Source organism: Pseudomonas knackmussii B13, from assembly GCF_000689415.1.
Taxonomy (GTDB): Bacteria; Pseudomonadota; Gammaproteobacteria; order Pseudomonadales; family Pseudomonadaceae; genus Pseudomonas; species Pseudomonas knackmussii.
Genome location: NZ_HG322950.1, coordinates 4,995,127 through 5,010,519, shown reverse-complemented (window position 1 = coordinate 5,010,519; position 15,393 = coordinate 4,995,127). Strand labels below are relative to the sequence as shown.

The 15,393-nt window shown below is 62.5% G+C and carries 17 protein-coding genes, 3 tRNA genes and 1 pseudogene; 12 read left to right on the top strand and 9 right to left on the bottom strand.

The features are described from left to right. The first annotated feature begins 12 nt into the window (after positions 1-12). The 3 genes from PKB_RS23445 to PKB_RS23435 all read left to right on the top strand — a co-directional run bounded on the left by PKB_RS23445 (position 13) and on the right by PKB_RS23435 (position 256). Positions 13-88 (top strand) — tRNA-Asn (locus PKB_RS23445). Positions 89-97: 9 nt separating this feature from the next. Next, positions 98-174 (top strand) — tRNA-Pro (locus tag PKB_RS23440). Between the two features lie 6 nt (positions 175-180). Continuing rightward, a tRNA-Lys gene (locus tag PKB_RS23435) sits at positions 181-256 on the top strand. Between the two features lie 102 nt (positions 257-358). Here PKB_RS23435 and PKB_RS23430 read toward each other — a convergent pair. Both PKB_RS23430 and PKB_RS23425 read right to left on the bottom strand, forming a co-directional pair. Then, the gene (locus tag PKB_RS23430) at positions 359-1,120 is read right to left on the bottom strand and encodes an MBL fold metallo-hydrolase (RefSeq protein ID WP_043254985.1); all 762 of its coding nucleotides are present in this window, start codon (positions 1,118-1,120) and stop codon (positions 359-361) included. Between the two features lie 8 nt (positions 1,121-1,128). Beyond that, positions 1,129-2,208 (bottom strand): polyamine ABC transporter substrate-binding protein, encoded by a 1,080-nt coding sequence (locus tag PKB_RS23425; protein ID WP_043254984.1) that lies wholly within the window; start codon positions 2,206-2,208, stop codon positions 1,129-1,131. A gap of 952 nt (positions 2,209-3,160) precedes the next feature. Here PKB_RS23425 and cyoA point away from each other — a divergent pair. The 5 genes and pseudogenes from cyoA to cyoE all read left to right on the top strand — a co-directional run bounded on the left by cyoA (position 3,161) and on the right by cyoE (position 7,948). Next, positions 3,161-4,087 (top strand): ubiquinol oxidase subunit II, encoded by a 927-nt coding sequence (gene cyoA / locus PKB_RS23420; RefSeq protein WP_043254982.1) that lies wholly within the window; start codon positions 3,161-3,163, stop codon positions 4,085-4,087. An 8-nt stretch (positions 4,088-4,095) separates the two neighbouring features. Beyond that, a pseudogene (cyoB, locus tag PKB_RS23415) lies at positions 4,096-6,073 on the top strand (cytochrome o ubiquinol oxidase subunit I). A 3-nt stretch (positions 6,074-6,076) separates the two neighbouring features. Then, positions 6,077-6,712, top strand: a complete 636-nt coding sequence (gene cyoC / locus PKB_RS23410; RefSeq protein ID WP_043254980.1) for a cytochrome o ubiquinol oxidase subunit III — start codon at positions 6,077-6,079, stop codon at positions 6,710-6,712. Further along, positions 6,712-7,050 (top strand): cytochrome o ubiquinol oxidase subunit IV, encoded by a 339-nt coding sequence (gene cyoD / locus PKB_RS23405; protein WP_043254978.1) that lies wholly within the window; start codon positions 6,712-6,714, stop codon positions 7,048-7,050. Before cyoC ends, cyoD begins: the two co-directional genes overlap by 1 nt. Positions 7,051-7,060: 10 nt before the next feature. After that, positions 7,061-7,948: a heme o synthase gene (gene cyoE, locus PKB_RS23400; protein ID WP_043254976.1), complete on the top strand. Its 888-nt coding sequence runs from the start codon at positions 7,061-7,063 to the stop codon at positions 7,946-7,948. A gap of 154 nt (positions 7,949-8,102) precedes the next feature. Here cyoE and PKB_RS23395 read toward each other — a convergent pair whose 3' ends face one another. The 3 genes from PKB_RS23395 to PKB_RS23385 all read right to left on the bottom strand — a co-directional run bounded on the left by PKB_RS23395 (position 8,103) and on the right by PKB_RS23385 (position 10,321). Next, entirely contained in the window at positions 8,103-9,401 is a 1,299-nt protein-coding gene (locus PKB_RS23395; RefSeq protein WP_043254975.1) for an NAD(P)/FAD-dependent oxidoreductase, read from the bottom strand. 47 nt (positions 9,402-9,448) lie between these two features. Beyond that, entirely contained in the window at positions 9,449-9,622 is a 174-nt protein-coding gene (locus PKB_RS23390) for a DUF3094 family protein (protein WP_043254973.1), read from the bottom strand. A gap of 69 nt (positions 9,623-9,691) precedes the next feature. Beyond that, entirely contained in the window at positions 9,692-10,321 is a 630-nt protein-coding gene (locus PKB_RS23385; protein ID WP_043254964.1) for a DUF1780 domain-containing protein, read from the bottom strand. Between the two features lie 97 nt (positions 10,322-10,418). Here PKB_RS23385 and PKB_RS23380 point away from each other — a divergent pair, with 97 nt between their 5' ends. From PKB_RS23380 to PKB_RS23365, 4 genes are all read left to right on the top strand, one after another. Next, positions 10,419-10,835: a GNAT family N-acetyltransferase gene (locus PKB_RS23380; RefSeq protein ID WP_043254962.1), complete on the top strand. Its 417-nt coding sequence runs from the start codon at positions 10,419-10,421 to the stop codon at positions 10,833-10,835. Positions 10,836-10,838: 3 nt separating this feature from the next. Further along, positions 10,839-11,306, top strand: coding sequence for an FAD/FMN-containing dehydrogenase (locus PKB_RS23375; RefSeq protein WP_242411188.1), 468 nt, complete (start codon positions 10,839-10,841; stop codon positions 11,304-11,306). Next, positions 11,303-12,010 carry an energy-coupling factor ABC transporter permease gene (locus tag PKB_RS23370; protein ID WP_043254958.1) on the top strand — a complete coding sequence of 236 codons (708 nt, stop codon included), beginning with the start codon at positions 11,303-11,305 and terminating at the stop codon, positions 12,008-12,010. The genes PKB_RS23375 and PKB_RS23370 overlap by 4 nt, the downstream gene beginning before the upstream one ends. 106 nt (positions 12,011-12,116) lie before the next feature. Further along, positions 12,117-12,332, top strand: coding sequence for a hypothetical protein (locus PKB_RS23365; RefSeq protein ID WP_043254956.1), 216 nt, complete (start codon positions 12,117-12,119; stop codon positions 12,330-12,332). A 65-nt stretch (positions 12,333-12,397) separates the two neighbouring features. On the opposite strand, the gene yacG is transcribed toward PKB_RS23365, so the two are convergent. The 4 genes from yacG to PKB_RS23345 form a co-directional block, all read right to left on the bottom strand. Then, complete coding sequence (gene yacG, locus PKB_RS23360; RefSeq protein ID WP_043254955.1) at positions 12,398-12,607, bottom strand: DNA gyrase inhibitor YacG; 210 nt, start codon at positions 12,605-12,607, stop codon at positions 12,398-12,400. After that, positions 12,604-13,212: a dephospho-CoA kinase gene (coaE, locus tag PKB_RS23355; RefSeq protein ID WP_043254953.1), complete on the bottom strand. Its 609-nt coding sequence runs from the start codon at positions 13,210-13,212 to the stop codon at positions 12,604-12,606. Before coaE ends, yacG begins: the two co-directional genes overlap by 4 nt. Before the next feature lie 85 nt (positions 13,213-13,297). Then, positions 13,298-14,170 (bottom strand): prepilin peptidase, encoded by an 873-nt coding sequence (locus PKB_RS23350; protein ID WP_043254951.1) that lies wholly within the window; start codon positions 14,168-14,170, stop codon positions 13,298-13,300. A 3-nt stretch (positions 14,171-14,173) separates the two neighbouring features. Beyond that, positions 14,174-15,391 carry a type II secretion system F family protein gene (locus PKB_RS23345; protein ID WP_043254948.1) on the bottom strand — a complete coding sequence of 406 codons (1,218 nt, stop codon included), beginning with the start codon at positions 15,389-15,391 and terminating at the stop codon, positions 14,174-14,176. Between the last annotated feature and the right edge of the window lie 2 nt (positions 15,392-15,393).

The following is a 15,393-nucleotide window of genomic DNA, read 5'->3' as shown; positions in this document are numbered from 1 at the left end:
AAGGCTTGTCGTTCCGCGATAGCTCAGTCGGTAGAGCAAATGACTGTTAATCATTGGGTCCCTGGTTCGAGTCCAGGTCGCGGAGCCAACTTTCAAACGGGGTATAGCGCAGTCCGGTAGCGCGCTTGCTTTGGGAGCAAGATGTCGGGAGTTCGAATCCCCCTACCCCGACCATATTCCGGGTCGTTAGCTCAGTCGGTAGAGCAGTTGGCTTTTAACCAATTGGTCGTAGGTTCGAATCCTACACGACCCACCATCTTCAAGTCGCTTGCTTCGGTAGGCGATATGGAAAAAGCCCGCAGTCTTCATTGAGGCTGCGGGCTTTTTTCATTCCCCTTCCTTTATATCCCGCAGCGTGTCACTCGGTGCTGGCCAGGTAGGCGTCCGCCAGTTCGCGCAGGCGTTCGCGGCCAAAGCTGGCTTCGTGTCCGGCATGTACCTGGGTTACTGGCAATTCGCGCAGGCGTTGCATGGTGCGGCGGTACGTCGGCACGTCAGCTCCCGGTATCTGGTCGAGCAGTCCGGCGTCATACACGGCGTCGCCGGAGAACAGCGTTCCGCTTGCTCGCTCCAACAGGCCGATGCTGCCCGGCGAGTGGCCGGGCAGGTGAAGCACCTCAAAGCTGCGATCGCCCAGGTCGATGACCCTGCCTTCTTCCAGCAGGCCGGTGGCTGGCGCCGATCGCAGGCGCCAGCCGGCCGGGTCGAAGCCGGCGTAGGGCAGGGCGTCTATCACCAGGCGCGAGTCGTCCAGGTCGTCCATGTACTCGGCCAACCAGTGCTCCCGGTCCAGAACCAATCCCACGTCCTGGTCCGGCTGCTGGAACTCGCCTGCTTCCGCTGCATGGCAGAGGCGGCAGTCGAACTCGTGCAGGCCGCCCATGTGGTCGAGGTGGCTATGGGTGGCAACAGCCACCAAGGGCCGCTGGAAAAGGTCCCGGGCCGACTCGCGCAGGCTGGCGACGCCCATGCCGGTATCCACCAGCAGGTCGCGGTCGCGGCCGCGCACGTGCCAGATGTTGCAGCGCAGCATGGGGTGCACGTGGGGCTCCCAAAGCAGGGTGATGCCGTCGTCCAGCGTGCGACGTTCAAACCAGCGGTCGGCGATTTTCAGGCCCATGGTTCCTCTCAGTGCTGAGTGCGGAAACTTGCCCACAGGCGGGGGCGCTCGCGCAGCAGCCGGCTGGGGATGAGTTGCTCGCCGAACAGGGTGTCACGCACCTGCTGTGGCGGATAGACCGCCGGGTTGCCGGTGATCGAGCTGTCCACCATGGGTGTGGCGGCCTGGTTGGCGTTGGCGAAGAACATGGCATTGGTCAGTTCGGCCATTGATTGCGGGCGCATCATGTATTCGATGAAGGCGCGCGCGGCGTCCGGGTGCGGCGCGTCGACCGGCACGGCCAGGGTATCCACCCACATCAAGGTGCCTTCCTTGGGAATGCTGTACGTGATGTCGAACGGCTTTTTCGCCGCCTGTGCCTGGGTCTGCGCGATGACGGCGTCGCCGTTGTAGGTCAGCGCCAGGCAGAGATTGCCGTTGGCCAGGTCGCTGCTCTGGGTGCCGAAGCCGATGTAGCGCAGGTTGGGATGCAGGTCGCCGAGCAACTTGCCGGCGGCGCGAAGGTCTTCCGGGTCCTTGCTGTAGGGCGGCTTGCCCAGGTAGTGGAGGGCGACGCTGAGGACTTCCTGCGGCGAGTCGATCACCGAGATTCCGCAGTCCTTCAGCTTGCTGGCGTATTCGGGCTTGAACAGCAGGTCGTAGCTGTCCAGCGGCGGGTTGGGGATGCGCTTCTCCACTTCCTGCCGGTTGATCGCCAGCCCCGTGGTGCCCCAGGTGTAGGGCAGGGCGTACTGGTTGCCCGGATCGGCGCCCTGCAGGCTGGCTAGCACCTGTTTGTCGAGGTTCTCGTAGCCGGACATCTTGCTCAACTCGATGGGCTGCAGGGCCTTGGCCTGGATGGCGCGGCCAAGCATGGCGCTGCCCGGCACCACGATGTCATAGCCGCTATGGCCGGTGAGCAGCTTGCTCTCCAGCACGTCGGCGTTGTCGAAGGTGTCGTAGTGCACGCGGATGCCGGTTTCCGCTTCGAACGCCTTGAGCGCCTTGGGGCCGACGTAGTCGGACCAGCTATAGATGTTGAGGATCTTCTCCTCGGCGTGGGCCGGTAGCGTGAGGGCGGCGAGAAGGGGCAAGAGGATGGCTTTCATGGCAAGGCTCCCAGGGGTAGGTGAGGGGGAGCATGGAGGGGCTGAAACATTGGTGAAATACAAATTCATTCAAGCTGACATTCACGCGATTTAATGTTTCTCGTCCGATTCGTCAGCCTTCCTGACGGCCATTTCGGGTCGCGTTTCGACCGTCCGGTGCCTGCCGTTTGAAACGGTTTTTCCCCCTGCGACAGCGCGATGCGGCGTTGTGTCGCAGCTGCTGCGACAGCTTCCTGAGACTGTCGAATTCAACCTTGATCGAGATCATTGGCGGTGGCGATTTTGAGGGGTAAAGGGCGCTTCGCTGAAACGTGACAATCCGGCGCCATGCCGCGCCGATTGGGGCTTCTGACAGAATTGGATGACATTCGGAATTGGCCTTCAGAGCGCTCCGCAGACCCTTTCGTAATCCGTCAGGATTGGTCATTTCTTCGCCGCTTTTTCCGGCGACTTTTAACCCTGCGGCGATAATGTCTTGTTAAAAATGAGACGGCAGGGCCTTGCCAGTCCTTTCTGAAATGTCTTGTAATACCGCCCGCTCACTCAAGACCCCATAGCGCCCCGGTTCCAGCGTCGCGGATCCGTGGCAGGCACTCGCCGCAGGGTGGTGCCGAATAACAACGAGGGGCTGACTGTAGTGGGTTTCTGCTCAACAACGAGTAGGGCAATCCGCTCGTGAATCAGGTACCGGCAGTGCTCGGTTTTTCGGAGCCGGCAGGGCAGGTGCCACCACGCTGAATAACACGGAACGAATCAGCACACGGATCGGTTTCGCTTCGCGAGAGCCGGGCTGGGTTCCTTTTGCCTTGTCTTCTTGCAGCGCCGATTCGCTACCCCATGGATCTACTAACGTCGCGCCTTGGATGTCGCGGCGGGCAGTTCGTCGAGCATGAACCCTGCGTGGGTAAATCTCATGGGCGGTGTAGCTATGTTCATCCATTAAGGCCGCAAGATGAAAATAGACCAGTACTCTGGATACCTGAAGAGATTGTCCTTGCTGCTCCCCCTGCTCTCGCTGGGCGGTTGCAACATGGTCCTGTTCGACCCGAAAGGGCAGATCGGCGCCGACGAGAAGTCGCTGATCATCACCTGCACCCTGCTGATGCTGCTCGTGGTAGTGCCGGTCATCTTCATGACCCTGGCATTCGCCTGGAAATACCGCGCATCCAACACCAAAGCCACCTACATGCCCGACTGGTCGCACTCGACCCGCATCGAGGTCGTGGTCTGGCTGATCCCGTGCATCATCATCGCCATCCTCGGCTGGATCACCTGGGAGTCGACCCACAAGCTGGACCCGTACCGTCCGCTGGAGTCCGACGTCAAGCCGGTGACCATCCAGGCCGTCTCGCTGGACTGGAAGTGGCTGTTCATCTACCCGGACCTGGGTATCGCCACCGTCAACGAGATCGCGTTCCCGAAAGACACCCCGGTGAACTTCCAGATCACTGCTGACACCGTGATGAACTCCTTCTTCATCCCGCAGCTCGGCAGCCAGATCTACTCCATGACCGGCATGCTGACCAAGCTGCACCTGATCGCCAACGAAGAAGGCGTGTTCGACGGTATCTCCGCGAACTACAGCGGCGCAGGCTTCTCCGGCATGAAGTTCAAGGCCATCGCCACTTCCGAGCAGGGCTTCCAGGACTGGGTCGCCAAGGTCAAGACCGCTCAAGCCGGCCTGACCGAGGAAGGCTTCCCCGAGCTGGCCAAGCCGAGCGAAAACGTTCCGGCTACCTACTTCTCCTCGGTCACCCCCGACCTGTTCATGCACATCCTGACCAAGCACGAGCGTGCCGGTCTGGCCATGGGCAAAGGCAAGGGTGAGCACGCCGAAGGCGAAGCTGCCACGCAATCCAATCCGAGTATCCAGGAGTAACCGCGCAGATGTTCGGGAAACTGACTCTGTCGGCCGTGCCCTATCACGAGCCGATCATCATGATCACGCTGGCCGTCGTCGCCCTGGTGGGCCTCGGCGTCTTCGGCGCGATCACCTACTACCGCAAGTGGACCTACCTGTGGACCGAATGGCTGACCTCCATCGACCACAAGAAAATCGGCGTGATGTACATCATCGTCGCCCTGATCATGCTGCTGCGCGGCTTTGCCGACGCCATCATGATGCGCGGCCAGCTGGCCCTGGCCGAAGGCGCCAACAAAGGCTTCCTGCCGCCTGAACACTACGACCAGATCTTCACCGCTCACGGCATGATCATGATCATCTTCATGGCCATGCCCTTCATGACCGGTCTGATGAACCTGGCCGTGCCGCTGCAGATCGGTGCCCGTGACGTTGCCTTCCCGTTCCTGAACTCCCTCAGCTTCTGGCTGCTGGTGGTCAGTGCGATGCTGGTCAACGTATCCCTGGGCCTGGGCGAATTCGCCCGTACCGGCTGGGTCGGCCTACCCGCCGCTGTCCGAGCTGGCCTACAGCCCGGGCGTGGGTGTGGACTACTACATCTGGGCACTGCAGATATCCGGTATGGGTACGCTGCTGACCGGCATCAACTTCCTGGTGACCGTGTTCAAGATGCGTACGCCGGGCATGAAGCTGATGCAGATGCCGATCTTCACCTGGACCTGCACCTTCGCCAACGTCCTGATCGTTGCGTCGTTCCCGATCCTGACCGCTGCCCTGGGCCTGCTGTCGCTGGATCGTTACTTCGACATGCACTTCTTCACCAACGAGCTGGGCGGCAACGCCATGATGTACATCAACCTCTTCTGGGCCTGGGGCCATCCTGAAGTGTACATCCTGATCCTGCCGGCTTTCGGTATCTTCTCCGAAGTCACCTCGACCTTCGCCGGCAAGCGCATGTTCGGCTACACCTCGATGGTGTGGGCGAGCGCCGCGATCACCTTCCTCGGCTTCACCGTGTGGCTGCACCACTTCTTCACCATGGGTTCGGGCGGCGACGTCAACGGCTTCTTCGGCGTTGCGACCATGCTGATCTCCATCCCGACCGGCGTGAAGCTGTTCAACTGGCTGTTCACCATCTATCGCGGTCGTCTGCGTTTCGATACCCCGATCCTGTGGACCCTGGGCTTCATCATCACCTTCAGCATCGGTGGCATGACCGGCGTTCTGCTGGCCATTCCTGGCGCTGACTACCTGCTGCACAACAGCCTGTTCCTGATCGCCCACTTCCACAACACCATCATCGGTGGTGCGGTGTTCGGCTACCTGGCCGGCTTCGTCTTCTGGTTCCCGAAAGCCTTCGGCTTCAAGCTGGACGAGAAGTGGGGCAAGCGCTCCTTCTGGTGCTGGCTGGTCGGCTTCTACGTGGCCTTCATGCCGCTGTACATCCTCGGCTTCATGGGCATGACCCGTCGCCTGAACCACTACGACAACCCGATGTGGAAGCCGTACCTGGTCGTGGCCTTCTTCGGCGCCGTGCTGATCTTCTGCGGCATCGCCTGCCAGCTGATCCAGCTGTTCGTCTCGATCAAGAACCGCAAGGCTCTGGCCGACGTGACCGGCGACCCGTGGGGCGGCCGTACCCTGGAATGGTCCACTTCCTCGCCGCCGCCGTACTACAACTTCGCCGAACTGCCGGTCGTGCGTGACATCGACGCCTTCCACGAGATGAAGCAGAACGGTCGCGCCTACCAGGCTCCGGCCTCGTACAAGCCGATCCACATGCCGAAAAACACCGCAGCGGGCTTCTCCATCGCCCTGGGTGCCTTCATCTTCGGCTTCGCAGCGATCTGGCACATCTGGTGGCTCGTAGGCGTCGGCTTCGTCGGCATGATCGCCTCCGTCATCGTGCGCAGCTACGTCACCGACCTGGACTACTACGTCCAGCCGGACGAGATCGAGCGCATCGAGAACCGCCACTTCCAGCAACTCGCCAAACAGGTCTAAACCATGTCTTCGGCAGTATTGAGCCAACACTCGGTCGCCCACGAAACGGGGCATGACCACGATCACGACCACGAACACCACGATACGGGTGGCATGACGGTATTCGGCTTCTGGCTGTACCTGATGACCGACTGCATCCTGTTCGCCAGTGTCTTCGCTACTTACGCTGTGCTCGTCGGCCATACGGCCGGCGGCCCCAGCGGCAAGGACATCTTCGAACTGCCGTACGTGGCCGTCGAAACCGCGATCCTGCTGATCTCCTCCTGCACCTACGGCCTGGCCATGCTGGCCGCGAACAAGGGCGCCAAGGGCAAGGCCATCGCCTGGCTGGGCCTGACCTTCCTCTGCGGTGCCGCGTTCATCGGCATGGAGCTCAACGAGTTCCACCACCTGATCGCCGAAGGCTTCGGCCCGCAGCGTAGCGCCTTCCTGTCGTCCTTCTTCACCCTGGTCGGCATGCACGGTATGCACGTGACCGCCGGCCTGCTGTGGATGCTGGTGCTGATGGCGCAGATCGCTACCCGCGGCCTGACCCCGCAGACCAACACCCGGATGATGTGCCTGAGCCTGTTCTGGCACTTCCTGGACATCGTCTGGATCTGCGTATTCACCGTCGTCTACCTGATGGGGGCCCTGTAATGAGCGCTGCTGCACACGATTCCCATGGCGCCGGCCACGGCAGCCTGGGTTCCTACGCGATCGGCTTCGTGCTGTCGGTGATCCTGACCGCGATCCCGTTCTACATGGTCATGGACGGCAGCTTCTCGCGTCACGCGACCGTCCTCACCATGGTCATCCTCGGCCTGGTTCAGGTAGTAGTGCACCTCGTGTGCTTCCTGCACATGAACCTGTCCTCGGAAGGCCGCTGGAACGTCATGGCGTTCATCTTCACGCTGATCGTCATCCTGCTGGTCGTGGGTCTGTCGCTGTGGATCATCTACAGCGCCGACTTCCTCATGATGGCGCCGATGCACTGAGGCCAATGACGTGAAACTCAAGCGTTACCTTCTGATCGCCAAACCGGGGATCATCTTCGGCAACCTGATCGCCGTGGCGGGGGGGGTCTTCCTCGCCGCCCGCGGCAGCGTCGACCCGATGCTGCTGCTGGCGACGGTGATCGGCCTGTCCCTCGTGGTGGCCAGCGGGTGCGTGCTGAACAACTGCATCGACCGTGACATCGACCGCCACATGGAACGCACCCGCGGGCGCGTTCTGGTGACCGGGCAGATCTCGCTGAAGGCCGCCCTGGCCCATGGCGTGGTGCTCGGCATGGCAGGCTTCGGCCTGCTGTGGTGGAAGACCAACGTGCAGGCGACCCTGCTCGCAGCGTTCGGCTTCATTGTCTACGTCGGCTTCTACAGCCTGTGGCTCAAGCGCAGCTCGGTGTACGGCACCCTGGTCGGCAGTCTCTCCGGAGCCATGCCACCGGTGGTCGGCTACTGCGCCGCCAGCGGCCATTTCGACATGGGCGCGGCGGTGCTGCTGCTGATCTTCTGCCTCTGGCAGATGCCGCACTCCTACGCGATCGCCATCTTCCGCCTGGCCGACTACCAGGCCGCGGGCATCCCGGTCTGGCCGGTGGCCCGTGGCATCGAAGCGACCAAGCGGCAGATCCTCTACTACGTGCTGGCCTTCGGCGCCGCCACCCTGCTGCTGACCCTGACCGGCTTCGCCGGCTACGGTTACCTGGTGGTGGCCCTGGCGGTCAGCGCCTGGTGGGCGTTCATCGCCGTCTCCGGCTTCAAGGCCGAAGACGACCGCCTGTGGGCGCGCAAGCTGTTCGCGTTCTCGATCATCGTCATCAGCGCGCTGAGCGTGATGATGTCGATCGACTTCCGCGTGCTCCCCGGCCATGCGCTGATGGGCCTGCTGTAACAGGCGCACCGGCAACGAAAAAGCCGCCCCTCGGGGCGGCTTTTTTGTGCCTGCGTTCTGCGCTTTTCGTAGGAGCGAGCTTGCTCGCGAATGGCGCCGCAGCGGGGCCGGGTTCGCGAGCAAGCTCGCTCCTACAATTGCCGCGGCGCCGCGGTCAGTGCAGCTTCAGCCGCGGCTCGGTGCTCCGCCCGATGCGATCGCCGATCATCATCAGCGTCGTGCGGGTGAGGCCGTACAGCGCCACCTGGTGCATGCGGTACAGCGACACGTAGAACATCCGCGCCAGCCAACCTTCCAGCTTCACGCTGCCCATCAGGTTACCCATCAGGTTGCCCACCGCACTGAAACGCGACAGCGAGATCAGCGAGCCGTAGTCGGTGTACTTGTACTCCGGCAGGGGCTTGCTCTCCAGGCGCGCCGCGATGGCCTTGGCCAGCAGCGAAGCCTGCTGGTGTGCAGCCTGGGCGCGCGGCGGAACAGTGCGCTCGCTGCCATCGCCGAGCGGGCAGGCGGCGCAGTCGCCGAAGGCGAAGATGTCGTCGTCGCGAGTGGTCTGCAGCGTCGGGCGCACGACCAACTGGTTGATGCGGTTGCTCTCCAGGCCGTCCAGGTCTTTCAGCAGGCTCGAAGCGCGAATGCCGGCGGCCCAGACCTTGAGGCTGGCGGGAATGAACTCGCCGTTCGCGGTCTTCAGGCCCTCGGCGGTGACCTCTTTGACCGGCGCGCCGATCATCACGCGCACACCGAGCTTCTCCAGGGTGCGGTGCACCGGCTGGCTGATGCGCTCGGGCAGCGCCGGCAGCACGCGCGGACCCGCCTCGATCAGGGTGATGCGCATGTTTTCCGGCTGGATGCCGTTCAGCCCGTAGGCAGCCAGTTCGCGGGCGGCGTGGTGCAGTTCCGCCGACAGCTCAACACCCGTGGCGCCGGCGCCGACGATGGAGACGCTGATCTGGTCGTCCTTGTCGCGGTTGGCGTGGGCGCGCAGGTAGTGGGTGAGCAGCTGCTTGTGGAAGCGCTCGGCCTGCTCGCGGGTGTCGAGGAAGATGCAGTGCTGCGCAGCCCCGGCGGTGCCGAAGTCGTTGGTCGTGCTGCCGATGGCCAGGACCAGGGTGTCGTAGCTCAGGGTGCGCGCAGGTAGCAGTTCACGGCCATCTTCATCGAGGGTGGCGGCGAGCTGGATGCGTTTGGTCGCGCGCTCCAGGCCACTGAGGCGGCCGAGCTGGAACTCGAAGTGGTTCCATTTCGCCTGGGCGACGTAGTTCAGCTCATCCTCCGAGGAGTTGAGCGAGCCAGCGGCGACTTCGTGCAGCAGGGGTTTCCAGATGTGGGTGAGGTTGGCGTCGACCAGGGTGACCTGCGCCTTGCCTTTCTTACCCAGGGTACGGCCAAGACGGGTCGCGAGCTCCAGCCCGCCGGCGCCGCCGCCGACGATCACGATACGATGGGACATGGGACATTCTCATAGCTTGGGGAATCCTGTGCGGGCCGGGCGGTGAGTCAGTTCACCAGATAGGCCAGGAGGCGGCTGAGCAGTCCCAGGGCGATGACCACGAGGGTGAGCCCGGCCATCATCAGCCAGGGCTTGAAAGGTGCACGCTCGACTTGGTGAACAGGCGAGCTCAGGTACTGCTCGACCTTCTTCTGGTCTTCGGGGCTCAAGCGACTGGGCATGGGCGGCCTCCGTTTCTAATGTCGAGCATTCTAGTCGGACGCCCGGCGCCGCTCAATCCGACTCGCTGGTCAAATTCCGACGCCGTTATCCAGCAGGATCACGCGGCCGAGGTTATCGCGCAGGAATTCGGGCGCGTTGCGGTTGGCGAAGATCACCCGGGCGAAGTTCGGCCCGACCAGCGACAGTGAGCGCCAGCCCTGGCGCAGGTACTCCGTGGGCGGCGGAAAAGGGGTGTTGAAGTCCGGCGTGTCACGCTTGAGGCTGACGAAGGCGAGCAGGTCGAGCTCGCCCGGATCGATCCCGCGTTCGCCGTAGTTCTGCGCCTTCTTGCGCAGGGTCGGGGCTAGGCGTCGCTGCAATTCACTGCAGTTGATCCGTTGCGGTTTCTGCTCGCGGCGAATCAGCTGACGCAGGCTTTGCGCCAGGCGTCGGCGCTGCAGCTCATCGCGCCATTCCTCGTTCAGCCGGCGGCCTTCGTCGAGGACGAGGAACACCTCGAAGCAGGCGTCGCGAAACAGCACGTCCGGCGGCTGCTGCTCCGGCTCGACGAACTCGTCCTGGTGATAGTCCACCTGGAGCGTCTGCAGCAGTCGCTGGCAAATCCAGCACTCCCGCTCCCACTTGCGCGCATTGGAGAGGAAATCGTTGGCGAGTTCCGCCTGGCGCCGCAGCAGGTACAGATAGTCGGTCTCGTTCATGCCCCAAGCTTAGCCTGCGTCGACCCGGGCCTGCGCGGCGCCGGTCCGAATGCCAGTCGCTGTGTACACTATGGCGATTTCGCCGAGGAGTTCCGCCATGCGCCTGCGCAGCGTCACCGCCGCCGATCATGCCGCGTTAGTCGCGCTCTGGAAGCGTACGCCCGGCATCCAGTTGCGCCGCGACGACGAGTACGAACCCTTCGCTGCTTATCTTGCGCGCAACCCCGACCTGAGCCTGTTGATGGAGGTCGATGGTGTGGTGATCGGTAGCCTGCTGGTCGGTCACGACGGTCGCCGCGGCTATTTGCAGCACCTTGTAGTGGACCTGCCGCATCGCGGAAGCGGTTACGCTCGCCTGCTGCTCGACGAAGCGCTGGCGCGGCTTGCCGCACTGGGCATCGGCAAATCCCACGTATTCGTCCTGCGCGACGCCCCCGAGGCGCTGGACTTCTGGGAGGCGCAACGCGACTGGGGGCGGCGCGACGACATCCTGGTTTACTCAGTTGGAGCCTGACACATGAAAAAAATCTGCATGGTATTGCTGTTGTCGCTGGTGCCCCTGCTGGGGATGGCTGCGGAGGAGGGCGCGCCGGCGGGCTGGACGCTGCTCGACCAGTACGACAAGCCGTACACGCAAAACGACGACCTGCGCATCCTCCTCGTCGCCCGCGACATGGCGGGCGGCAAGCTGGTCAAGGCGGCGCTGGATGGCCTGCCGAAGGATTACCTGGAGCAGCGCCACGCGGTGTTCGTCGCCGACATCAGCAAGATGCCTTCGCTGATCGCGAAGATGTTCGCCTTGCCCGCCATGCGCGATTACAACTACCGCGTGCTGCTCGACCGCGAGTCGCGCGTGGTCAGCCATTACCAGGTTCCCGAAGACGGCGTGCTGTGGGTAACCCTGGAGCACGGCAAGGTGGTTTCGAGCCAGGCTTTTGCGGCCGCTCCAAAACTTCGTGACGCCCTGGAGCGCGCACCGCAGTGATCGCCGCCCAGCTGCTCTCCGCGCAAAGCCTGGAGCTGGGCTGGGCGATCTATTTGCCGGCGCTGGCGTTCGCTGCCTGGCGCGCCCCTTGGGTTGAGTTGATCAGCGACTTCCGCCGCCAGCACCTGGTGTTCGGCACCATGCTGGCGCTGTTCCTGCTTTGGCTGGTGCGGCGCGACTTCGCGTCCGGGGTGTCCTTCCACTTCATCGGCATGACCGCCGTGACCCTGCTGCTCGACTGGCCGCTGGCGTTCCTCGTCGGCCTGGCCGCGCAAACCGGCTTGTGCCTGCTCGGTCGCCAGGACTGGGCGGCCATGGGCGTCAACGGCGTGCTTCTGGTGCTGGTGCCGGTGACCATCACCGAGCTGGCGGCGATCTACGTGGAGCGCCGCCAGCCGCGTAACCTGTTCGTCTACATCTTCTGCTCTGGCTTCTTCCCGGCGGCGCTGGCTGCCTTGTGCAGCATTCTTCTGGGATTGGGGCTTTTGTGGATGGACGGGATCTTCCCGATGCCGCCCTGGCTCGAGGACTTCATCGGCTACCTGTGGCTGGTGATGTTCCCGGAAGCCTTCATCAACGGCATGGTCGTCACCGCCCTGGTGGTCTTCTATCCGGACTGGCTGGAAACCTTCAATCGCACCCGCTACCTGCAGGCGCCGTGGAAGGACGAGAGCAAGGACGACGATTCCAATGGTCCGTCGTGATGGCGCCTGATTCGCCGGGCGCATCCCTTTCCGAAGATTGATCCAGGTCAGTTCGCTGCCGGCGCCGCGCCGGGAAACTCTGCGCGCCATAGCCACGGAGACCGCCATGAGCATTCACAGCTGGGCCGAGCAACGCCTTCACGATCTGCTGCTCGAAGCGGAGGCTGCAGGGATGGACACGCAGCTGGTGCTACGCGCCTTGCTGAGCGCGGTGGTACAGAGTAACGCCCAGGTTCGTAGTGAAGAGGACCTCGCACACGAACTCCACTTCCTCGCCGACAACCTCGACGAAGAGCGCGACTACGCCTTCATGCGGCCGTGATGGAGAGCTAGAGCTCGCTCCCCGTAGGAGCGAGCTTGCTCGCGAACGCTTTGGCGCGGTGCCGATCAATGCCCGCGCAGCGGCGGCGCATCCAGCTCGGTGGAGAACACGTCGTCCTCCAGGTCGTTGCCGGGAATGGCGTGCTCCTCGGCGGCCCAGGCGCCGAGGTCGATCAGTTTGCAGCGATCGGAGCAGAAGGGGCGGTTGGCGCTCTTCGCGCTCCACTCCACCGGGGCGCCGCAGGTGGGGCATTCGACTGTCAGGGGCTGGCTCATGGGCGTCCTCCACGCAGGTTCAGATAGAAATCGTGCAAGCGCTCCACTTCGCGCTGCAGGTGGCCGAGGTCGCTGTCGTTGAGCAGTACTTCGTCGGCATGCTTCAGGCGTTCGTCGCGCTGCGCCTGCGCCTTGAGGATGGCGCGGACCTGCTCCTCGGGAACGCTGTCCCGACGCATGGTGCGCTCCAATTGCAGGTGTTCCGGGGTGTCGACCACGAGGATGCGCTTGGTCATCTGCCGTTGTCCGGACTCGACCAGCAGCGGCGAAACGAGGATGGCGTAAGGAGACTGCGCCTGCTCGAGGTTGGCGGCGATCTCCTGGCCAATGAGCGGGTGCAGCAGCAGCTCCAGCCAGCGGCGCTCCTCAGGTGACTGGAAGATGCGCTCGCGCAGGGCGGCGCGGTTCAGGGTGCCATCGGCTTGCAGCATGCTCTCGCCGAAGCGTTCGACAATGCTCGCCAGCGCGGGCCGGCCGGGTTCGACCACCCAGCGCGCGGCATGGTCGGCATCCACCGTATGCACGCCCAGGCTGGCGAAATGCGCGGCGGCGGCGCTCTTGCCGCTGCCGATGCCGCCGGTGAGGCCAAGGATCCAGGGTTTCATCGTACTCCTCGTGCCGGCCCGCGAGCCCCGAGCCCGCGGTCATCCCCGCGAACGCGGGGACCCAGCAAAAGGCAGCGAGGAAAGATCAGCGGAAACCGGCGAACTGCAGATAGGAAGTGGTTATTTGATCACCCCAGAGCAGCGCAATCCAGCCGGCGATGGCCAGGTAGGGCCCGAAGGGGATAGGCGTGCCGCTCTCGGCATTGCGTAGGCGCAGCATGATAACGCCCAGCACCGCCCCAACCAGCGAGGAGAGCAGGATGGTCAGCGGCAGCACCTGCCAGCCACCCCAGGCGCCGAGCATGGCCAGCAGCTTGAAGTCGCCATAGCCCATGCCTTCCTTGCCGGTCACCAGCTTGAACACCCAGAACACCGTCCACAGGCTGAGGTAGCCGAAAACCGCGCCCCAAAGCGCATCGCTCAGCGAGGTAAAGAGGCCGAAGGCATTGACGATCAGACCGAGCCAGAGCAACGGAAGCACCAGCGCATCGGGCAGCAGTTGGTGATCGACATCGATCATGCTCATCGCAAGAAGGCCCCAGCTCAACAGCAACATCGCGCCCGCCTGCCAGGTGAAACCGAAGTGCCAGGCAACGAAAGCAGAGAGGAGGGCGGTGGCCACCTCGATCAACGGATAACGCGCGCTGATCGGCGCCTTGCAGGAAGAGCACTTGCCGCGAAGCGCCAGGTAGCTCACCACCGGGATGTTCTCCCAGGGGCGAATCTCATGGTCGCAATGCGGGCAATGCGAGTTGGGCAGGATGAGGTTGTAGGTTTCGCGCTTTTCGGGATGCGGAAGAGCGAGCGTGTCCCTGGCCTGCTGCTCCCAGTCGAGTTGCAGCATTTTCGGCAGGCGGTGGATGACTACGTTGAGAAAGCTGCCGACCAGAAGGCCGAGGAGGGCAGCACACAAAACAAAGGCCAGCGCGTGGCTGGCCAGGAATTCAAGTGCGGGCATGTATTAGACGACTTGACCGAGTTGGAAGATGGGCAGGTACATGGCGATGACAAGACCGCCGACGAGAATACCCAGTACAGCCATGATCATGGGCTCCATCAGGGTCGTGAGGTTGTCGACGGCGTTGTCGACCTCCTCCTCGTAGTAGTTTGCGACCTTGTCGAGCATGGCATCGAGCGAGCCCGACTCTTCACCGATTGCAGCCATCTGCACGGCCATCGTAGGAAATATGCCGGTCGTTCTCATGGAAAAGTTAAGTTGAGTACCAGACGACACGTCTTGCTTGATCTTGGATACGGCATTGCGAAATACGACATTGCCAGTGGCGCCAGACACCGAATCAAGCGCTTCTACTAAGGGCACGCCGGCGGCAAAGGTGGTTGAGAGCGTGCGCGCGTAACGGGCAACAGCTGACTTGTAGAGAATCCCCCCAACAATAGGGAGCTTGAGTACGCTTCGATCAACCGAGTCTCTGAACTTCTCTGAACGTCGGTGGAACTCTCGCAGAGCAAAGGCGGCGGCAAACATGGCGATTAGTACGATTAGCCACCACTTTTGCAGCATTTCAGAAAGACTGATCACCATTCTTGTGAAGGCAGGAAGCTCTGCACCAAAACTGGAGAATACTGACTGGAATTGCGGTACAACTTTAATCAGTAGGATTGCCGATACCACAATGGCGACTACGATGACCGCAATTGGATAGGTCATCGCCTTCCTGATCTTGGCTTTCAGCGACTCAGTTTTTTCCTTATAAGTCGCGACTCGATCCAGCAAGGTTTCCAGTGCGCCGGACTGCTCACCGGCATCGACTAGGTTGCAGTACAGGTCATCGAAATACATTGGCTTCTTGCGAAGGGAGTTGGCCAGGCTGTTACCGGCGGCAACTTCCTGTTTGATGTCTTCGACCAGTTTGCGCATGTTCGGATTGTCGAAACCTTCGCCGATGATGTCGAAGGACTGCAGCAAGGGCACACCCGATTGCATCATGGTCGCCATCTGGCGAGTAAAGAGGGCAATGTCCATGGGCTTAATCTTCTTGCCCTTGCCTAGCAGGGACATGCCCTTCTTACGAACCTTGGTTGGGTTGATGCCCTGCTTGCGCAGCTGTGCTTTGACCAAGGCAGTATTGGTGCCCGAAAGCTCCCCTTTGACTTTGCCACCCTTTCGGTCCATGCCTTCGAAGGTGAAGACACTGGTTTTCAACGCTTTTTCCGCCATGG

Bases quoted from the DNA above. Each gene is read 5' to 3' on its own strand.
- PKB_RS23385 (WP_043254964.1), bottom strand. From the start codon at position 10,321: ATGAACGAGACCGACTATCTGTACCTGCTGCGGCGCCAGGCGGAACTC.
- PKB_RS23430 (WP_043254985.1), bottom strand. From the start codon at position 1,120: ATGGGCCTGAAAATCGCCGACCGCTGGTTTGAACGTCGCACGCTGGAC.
- cyoA (WP_043254982.1), top strand. From the start codon at position 3,161: ATGAAAATAGACCAGTACTCTGGATACCTGAAGAGATTGTCCTTGCTG.
- cyoD (WP_043254978.1), top strand. From the start codon at position 6,712: ATGAGCGCTGCTGCACACGATTCCCATGGCGCCGGCCACGGCAGCCTG.
- cyoC (WP_043254980.1), top strand. From the start codon at position 6,077: ATGTCTTCGGCAGTATTGAGCCAACACTCGGTCGCCCACGAAACGGGG.
- yacG (WP_043254955.1), bottom strand. From the start codon at position 12,607: ATGAGCCAGCCCCTGACAGTCGAATGCCCCACCTGCGGCGCCCCGGTG.
- PKB_RS23350 (WP_043254951.1), bottom strand. From the start codon at position 14,170: ATGCCCGCACTTGAATTCCTGGCCAGCCACGCGCTGGCCTTTGTTTTG.
- coaE (WP_043254953.1), bottom strand. From the start codon at position 13,212: ATGAAACCCTGGATCCTTGGCCTCACCGGCGGCATCGGCAGCGGCAAG.
- PKB_RS23365 (WP_043254956.1), top strand. From the start codon at position 12,117: ATGAGCATTCACAGCTGGGCCGAGCAACGCCTTCACGATCTGCTGCTC.
- PKB_RS23425 (WP_043254984.1), bottom strand. From the start codon at position 2,208: ATGAAAGCCATCCTCTTGCCCCTTCTCGCCGCCCTCACGCTACCGGCC.
- PKB_RS23375 (WP_242411188.1), top strand. From the start codon at position 10,839: ATGAAAAAAATCTGCATGGTATTGCTGTTGTCGCTGGTGCCCCTGCTG.
- PKB_RS23380 (WP_043254962.1), top strand. From the start codon at position 10,419: ATGCGCCTGCGCAGCGTCACCGCCGCCGATCATGCCGCGTTAGTCGCG.
- PKB_RS23390 (WP_043254973.1), bottom strand. From the start codon at position 9,622: ATGCCCAGTCGCTTGAGCCCCGAAGACCAGAAGAAGGTCGAGCAGTAC.
- PKB_RS23345 (WP_043254948.1), bottom strand. From the start codon at position 15,391: ATGGCGGAAAAAGCGTTGAAAACCAGTGTCTTCACCTTCGAAGGCATG.
- PKB_RS23395 (WP_043254975.1), bottom strand. From the start codon at position 9,401: ATGTCCCATCGTATCGTGATCGTCGGCGGCGGCGCCGGCGGGCTGGAG.